This window comes from Streptomyces sp. (genome assembly GCF_031181705.1).
In the GTDB taxonomy this organism is placed as follows: domain Bacteria; phylum Actinomycetota; class Actinomycetes; order Streptomycetales; family Streptomycetaceae; genus Streptomyces.
On record NZ_JAPSKN010000046.1, the window covers coordinates 30,326 to 36,287 of the forward strand.

A 5,962-nucleotide genomic window follows, 5' to 3' on the forward strand; every position below is an offset into this window, starting at 1 on the left:
GTCCCCGGCGGCGAGGTGCTCGTCGGCGTGCGCGGCGCGGTCCCCGGCGGCGAGGTGCTCGTCGGCGTGCGCGGCGCGGTCGGGCGGGTGGCGAAGGCGTGGGTGGTGACGTCGGGCCACGGGGTGCGGTCGCGCGGAAGCGGGGGCCGTCCGGCGGCGGCTCGGCCGCGGGGTCGACGTTGCGGCAGCCCGGAATCCGCCTGCTGTCCGGAGTCGCCGGACGCGCCGGGCGCCGGACCTGTCCGCACCGGCCCCCTGAGTCGGTTTCACCTGCCCGGACCGGCCGGCGAAACCGGCACGGCACCCCACGGTTCCCAGGGACGGTTGGGGCCGGCCTCACAGCCTCCGGCCGGATCGCGCCGGGGTGGCGCGATCCGGCCGGACACCGCCGCCGTACGGGGTCACAGCCGCGGGTCCACCGGCTCCGACTCCAGGGCCAGCACCCCGAACACCGCCTCGTGCACCCGCCACAGCGGCTCGCCCTCGGCCAGCCGGTCCAGAGCCTCCAGGCCGAGCGCGTACTCGCGGATCGCCAGGGAGCGCTTGTGGTTGAGGAAGCGGGAGCGCAGGCGGGCGAGGTTCTCCGGGCGGGTGTACTCCGGGCCGTAGATGATCCGCAGGTACTCCCGGCCGCGGCACTTGATGCCGGGCTGGACCAGACGGCCCTGGCCGTCGCGGACGACCGCGCCGACCGGCTTGACGACCATGCCCTCGCCGCCGCGGCCGGTCATCTCCAGCCACCAGTCGACGCCGGCCCGGACCGACTCGGGGTCGGCGGTGTCGACGTAGAGCCGGCGCGTGGTCTGCAGCAGGCCGCTGCCGTCGTGCTCGACGAGCCGGTCGATGAGGGCGAGCTGCTCGTCGTGCGGCAGGGCGGCCAGGCTGCGGCCCTGGACCGCGAGGATCTGGAACGGTGCCAGGCGGACGCCGTCCAGGCCGTCGGTGGTCCAGCAGTAGCGGCGGTAGGCCGCGGTGAACGCGGCGGCGTCGGCGGCGCGTTCACCGGTGCGGGCCAGCAGTCCGGACACCTCGACACCCCGCTCCGCCGCGCCCTTGAGCGCGGCCAGCGCGCCGGGGAACACCGCGCCGGACGCGGCGCCCACGGCGGCGTACTGGGAGCGCAGCAGCCCGGACGCCTTCAGCGACCAGGGCATCAGCTCGGCGTCCAGCAGCAGCCAGTCCGTCTCCAGGTCGTCCCACAGGCCCGCCTCGCCGATCGCCGTGCGCAGCCGCTCGAGGATTCCCTCGGTGAGGGTGTCGTCGTCGAGGAAGGGGCGGCCGGTGCGGGTGTAGAGGGACCCGGTCGGCCCTCCCCCGCTCTCGGCTGCGCTCGGGCGGGAGGTGCCCCCGACGCCGAAGCGCCTGCGGGCCGCCTCCGCGTCGCGGCACACCAGGGCCACCGCCCGCGAGCCCATGTGCTTCTCCTCGCACACGACCCGGGCGACGCCGTCCCGCTCGTACTGGGCGAAGGCCTCGGCCGGGTGCTCCAGATAGCCGTCGACGTGACTCGTGGCCGTGGGGGCCATGGTCGGCGGGAGGTACGGCAGCAGCCGCGGGTCGACCGCGAAGCGGCTCATGACCTCCAGTGCCGCGGCCGCGTTCTCCTCGCGGACCGAGATGCGCCCCTGGTACCGGGTCTCCACGACCCGCCGGCCGTGCACGTCCGCGAGGTCCAGCGGGCGGCCGTCGTGCCCGCCGGGCGCCTCGCTGCGCAGCGGCTTCAGCGGCTCGTACCAGACCCGCTCGGCCGGTACGTCGACCAGCTCGCGCTCCGGCCAGCGCAGCGCGGTGAGCTTGCCGCCGAAGACGGCGCCGGTGTCCAGGCAGATGGTGTTGTTGAGCCAGGTGGCCTCCGGGACCGGGGTGTGGCCGTAGACGACCGCGGCCCGGCCCCGGTACTCCTCCGCCCACGGGTAGCGCACCGGCAGGCCGAACTCGTCGGTCTCCCCGGTCGTGTCGCCGTACAGGGCGTGGCTGCGGACCCGGCCGGAGGTGCGGCCGTGGTACTTCTCGGGCAGGCCGGCGTGGCAGACGACGAGCCGGCCGCCGTCGAGGACGTAGTGGCTGACGAGCCCGTCGAGGAACCGGCGCACCTCGGCGACGAACTCCTCGCTCTGGCCCGCCATCTGCTCGATGGTCTCGGCGAGGCCGTGGGTGTGCTGGACGTTGCGGCCGCGCAGGTAACGGCCGTACTTGTTCTCGTGGTTGCCGGGGACGCACAGCGCGTTGCCGGACTTCACCATGGACATCACGCGGCGCAGCACACCGGGGCTGTCCGGGCCGCGGTCGACGAGGTCGCCGACGAAGACGGCCGTGCGGCCCTCCGGGTGGACGCCGTCGGTGTAGCCCAGCTTGCCGAGCAGCGCCTCCAGTTCGGCGGCGCAGCCGTGGACGTCGCCGATGATGTCGAACGGGCCGGTGAGGTGGGTCAGGTCGTTGAAGCGCTTCTCGGTGACGATCGTGGCGCGCTCGACCTCCTCCACCCCGCGCAGCACGTGCACCTTGCGGAAGCCCTCGCGCTCCAGGTGCCGCAGGGAGCGGCGCAGTTCGCGGGTGTGGCGCTGGATGACCCGCCGGGGCATGTCGGCGCGGTCACAGCGGGCCGCGTTGCGCTCGGCGCACACCTCCTCGGGCACGTCGAGCACGATGGCGATGGGCAGCACGTCGTACTGCCGGGCCAGGTCGATCAGCTGCCGGCGGGCCTCGGACTGCACGCTGGTCGCGTCCACGACCGTGCGGCGGCCGGCGGCCAGGCGCTTGCCCGCGATGTAGTGCAGGACGTCGAAGGCGTCCCTGGTGGCGCTCTGGTCGTTCTCGTCGTCCGAGACCAGGCCGCGGCAGAAGTCGGAGGAGATGACCTCGGTCGGCCTGAAGTGCCTGCGGGCGAAGGTGGACTTGCCGGAGCCGGAGGCCCCGATCAGCACCACCAGGGACAGGTCGGTGACGGGCAGCACGCGCCCCTGCGTCTCGTCGGTCATGCCGCCTTCGCCTCCTTCGGGCCGGCCAGGGTGAACAGGGCCATCTGGGTGGGCGGTCCCACCTCGGGGTCGTCGGGTCCCACGGGCTCGAACGCGACCGTGTAGCCGTGGCGTTCGGCCACCGCCTGAGCCCAGGCCCGGAACTCGGCGCGGGTCCACTCGAAGCGGTGGTCGCCGTGCCGGACGTGTCCGGCCGGGAGCGTCTCCCAGCGCACGTTGTACTCGACGTTCGGGGTGGTCACGAGGACCGTGCGCGGGCGGGCCGAGCCGAACACCGCGTACTCCAGCGCGGGCAGCCGGGGCGGGTCGAGGTGCTCGATCACCTCGCTGAGCACGGCCGCGTCGTAGCCCTTGAGCCGGGTGTCGGTGTAGGCGAGCGAGCCCTGGAGGAGCCGGACGCGGGACGCCTGCCGTTCGCCCATGCGGTCCAGTTTCAGCCGCCGGGAGGCGATGGCGAGCGCCCGTACGGACACGTCGACGCCGACGATCTCGGTGAACGCCGGGTCCTTGAGGAGTGTCTGCACCAACTGGCCCTGGCCGCAGCCGAGGTCGAGCACCCGGGCGGCCCCGGAGCGCCGCAGCGCGGTGACGATCGCCTCGCGGCGCTGCACGGCCAGCGGGGTGGGCTTCTCCTCGGTCTCCTTCTCCGCCTCGACGGCGTTGTCGATCGCCTCGACCTCGCTGTCGTCGGCCTCGGCGAGCCGCACGAGCTCCAGCCGCTCGGTCGCCTGACGGGTCAGGGACCAGCGGCGGGAGAGGTAGCGGCTGGTGATCAGCCGCTGCTCGGGGTGGCCGGGCAGCCAGCCCTCACCGGCGCGCAGGAGTTTGTCGACCTCGTCGGGGGCGACCCAGTAGTGCTTGGCGTCGTCCAGGACGGGGAGCAGGACGTAGAGATGGCGCAGGGCCTCGGCGAGGGTGAGCGTGTCCGATTCCAGGACGAGGCCGACGTAGCGCGAGTCGCCCCACGCGGGGAACTCGGTGTCCAGCGGCACGGGCTGCGCGGTGACCGTCCAGCCGAGCGGCTCGAACAGCTTGGCCACGAGGTCCGGGCCGCCGCGGGCGGGCAGCGCGGGCACCTCGATCCGCAGCGGCCTGGCCTGGCCGGGCAGCTCCGGGCGGGCGTTGCAGACGCCCTTGATCGCGCTGGAGAAGACGTGGCTCAACGCCACGGCGAGCAGGGAGGAGGCCGCGTAGGGCCGGTCGTTGACGTACTGGGCGAGCGCCGCGTCCGGGGCGCCGCCGCGACCCTTGCCCTTGCCCTTCCTGACCAGGGCCACCGTGTCCACTTCCAGCAGCAGCGCCGCCGTGCAGCGCCGGGCGTCGGCCTCGGGGTAGAGGACGTGCGCCGTGCCGGAGGAGGTGGAGAACGCCTGCGCCTTGTCGGGATGCTTGTGCAGCAGGTAGCCGAGGTCGGTCGCGGGGCGTTCCGGGGTGCCGGTGGTACTGATCGTCAGGAACATGCGGAGGGCCTCTCCGGCCGGGTCGGATGACTGCGGTGCCGTACGCGCGAGAGCCCCCAGGAAGGGTGATCCTGGGGGCTCGGCAGGACGACGCCCACAGCCTCGCACACCTGTGCCCACCAGCGCCTTCGGTTATCGAGGGCGGACGGACCCGGTCCGCTACGACAGCTGCGACTGCACCTGCGAGGAGATCAGCTCCAGGTGGTCCAGGTCGTCCAGGTCGAGGACCTGGAGGTAGATGCGGCGGGACCCGATGCGGGCGTAGCGGCCGATCTTGTCGACGACCTCGGCCGGGGAGCCGGCCAGCCCGTTGAGCTTGAGCTCGTCGACCTCGCGGCCGATCGCGGCGGCCCGGCGGGCGACCTCCTGGTCGTCCCGGCCGACGCAGACGACGAGGGCGTTGGAGTAGACCAGGTCGTCGCCCGTGCGGCCGGCCTCCTCGGCGGCGGCGCGCACCCGGGCGAACTGCCGCTCGCTGTCCTCGACGGAGGCGAAGGGCATGTTGAACTCGTCGGCGTACTGGGCGGCCAGGCGCGGGGTGCGGGTCGGGCCGTGACCACCGACGAGCACCGGGATCCTGGCCTGCGCCGGCTTGGGCAGCGCGGGAGAGTCGGTGAGGTCGTAGTAGGTGCCGTGGAAGTCGTAGGTCTTGCCGGGGGCCGTGGCCCACAGGCCGGTGACGATCTCCAGCTGCTCCTCGAGCCGGGCGAACTTCTCCTTGGGGAAGGGGATGCCGTAGGCCTTGTGCTCCTCCTCGAACCAGCCGGCGCCGAGGCCGAGTTCGACGCGACCGCCGGACATCTGGTCCACCTGGGCGACCTGGATGGCGAGCACGCCGGGCAGGCGGAAGGTGCCGGCGGTCATCAGCGTGCCGAGGCGGATGCGCTTGGTCTCGCGGGCGAGTCCGGCCAGGGTGATCCAGGCGTCGGTGGGGCCGGGCAGACCGTCCACGTTGCCCATGCGCAGGTAGTGGTCGGAACGGAAGAAGGCGTCGAAGCCGAGGTCCTCGGTGGCCTTGGCGACGGCGAGCAGAGTGTCGTAGGTGGCCCCCTGCTGGGGCTCGGTGAAGATGCGGAGATCCATACATCCATCCTGCACTCCGGGGCGCGCGACCACGCGATCGGTCCCCCGTCCCACGCCGTCCCCGGTCGGGTGAAATTACGTCAATACCGCAGGACCGGCGTGACCGGGCCAGTGACCGCCCCCGGCGGTGATCGTTGGCTCGGGCGGAGCCGGAGCCCCCGGCTTCCGCACCGGCCGGTCACCGCCGGGGCGTCACCCGCGTCGGCCTCCCCGGGGGGGCCAGGGGCCGAGGAGGCCGTCATGTCCGAAGAGACCGTGCCGCAGCAGGGCGGGACGACCGGACAGCCGAAAGGGCTGTTGCAGCAGATGGAGGAGCTGATGGCGGCGTTGAACGCGGACCTGTCGGCGTTGGACGCGGACCTTCAGGCGTCAGGGGATGCGGGTCGCCAGCCCGTCCAGGAGGGACAGGCCGGCTAGGCGACCGGCCGGGGTTCCGGGGGG

The 5,962-nt window shown here is 73.5% G+C and carries 4 protein-coding genes; 1 reads left to right on the forward strand and 3 read right to left on the reverse strand.

Annotation, left to right across the window (positions count from 1 at the left end; translation table 11 throughout):
* Positions 1-401: 401 nt before the first annotated feature.
* The 3 genes from RIN80_RS12040 to RIN80_RS12050 all read right to left on the reverse strand — a co-directional run bounded on the left by RIN80_RS12040 (position 402) and on the right by RIN80_RS12050 (position 5,521).
* Positions 402-2,978 (reverse strand): polynucleotide kinase-phosphatase, encoded by a 2,577-nt coding sequence (locus tag RIN80_RS12040; RefSeq protein WP_309095552.1) that lies wholly within the window; start codon positions 2,976-2,978, stop codon positions 402-404.
* A complete protein-coding gene (locus RIN80_RS12045) occupies positions 2,975-4,438 on the reverse strand; it encodes a 3' terminal RNA ribose 2'-O-methyltransferase Hen1 (protein ID WP_309095553.1) in 1,464 nt (487 codons plus the stop codon). The genes RIN80_RS12040 and RIN80_RS12045 overlap by 4 nt, the downstream gene beginning before the upstream one ends.
* A 159-nt stretch (positions 4,439-4,597) precedes the next feature.
* Positions 4,598-5,521, reverse strand: a complete 924-nt coding sequence (locus tag RIN80_RS12050) for an LLM class F420-dependent oxidoreductase (protein ID WP_309095554.1) — start codon at positions 5,519-5,521, stop codon at positions 4,598-4,600.
* A gap of 240 nt (positions 5,522-5,761) precedes the next feature.
* On the opposite strand from RIN80_RS12050, the gene RIN80_RS12055 reads away from it, so the two are divergent.
* Entirely contained in the window at positions 5,762-5,938 is a 177-nt protein-coding gene (locus RIN80_RS12055) for a hypothetical protein (RefSeq protein ID WP_309095555.1), read from the forward strand.
* Positions 5,939-5,962 lie beyond the last annotated feature (24 nt).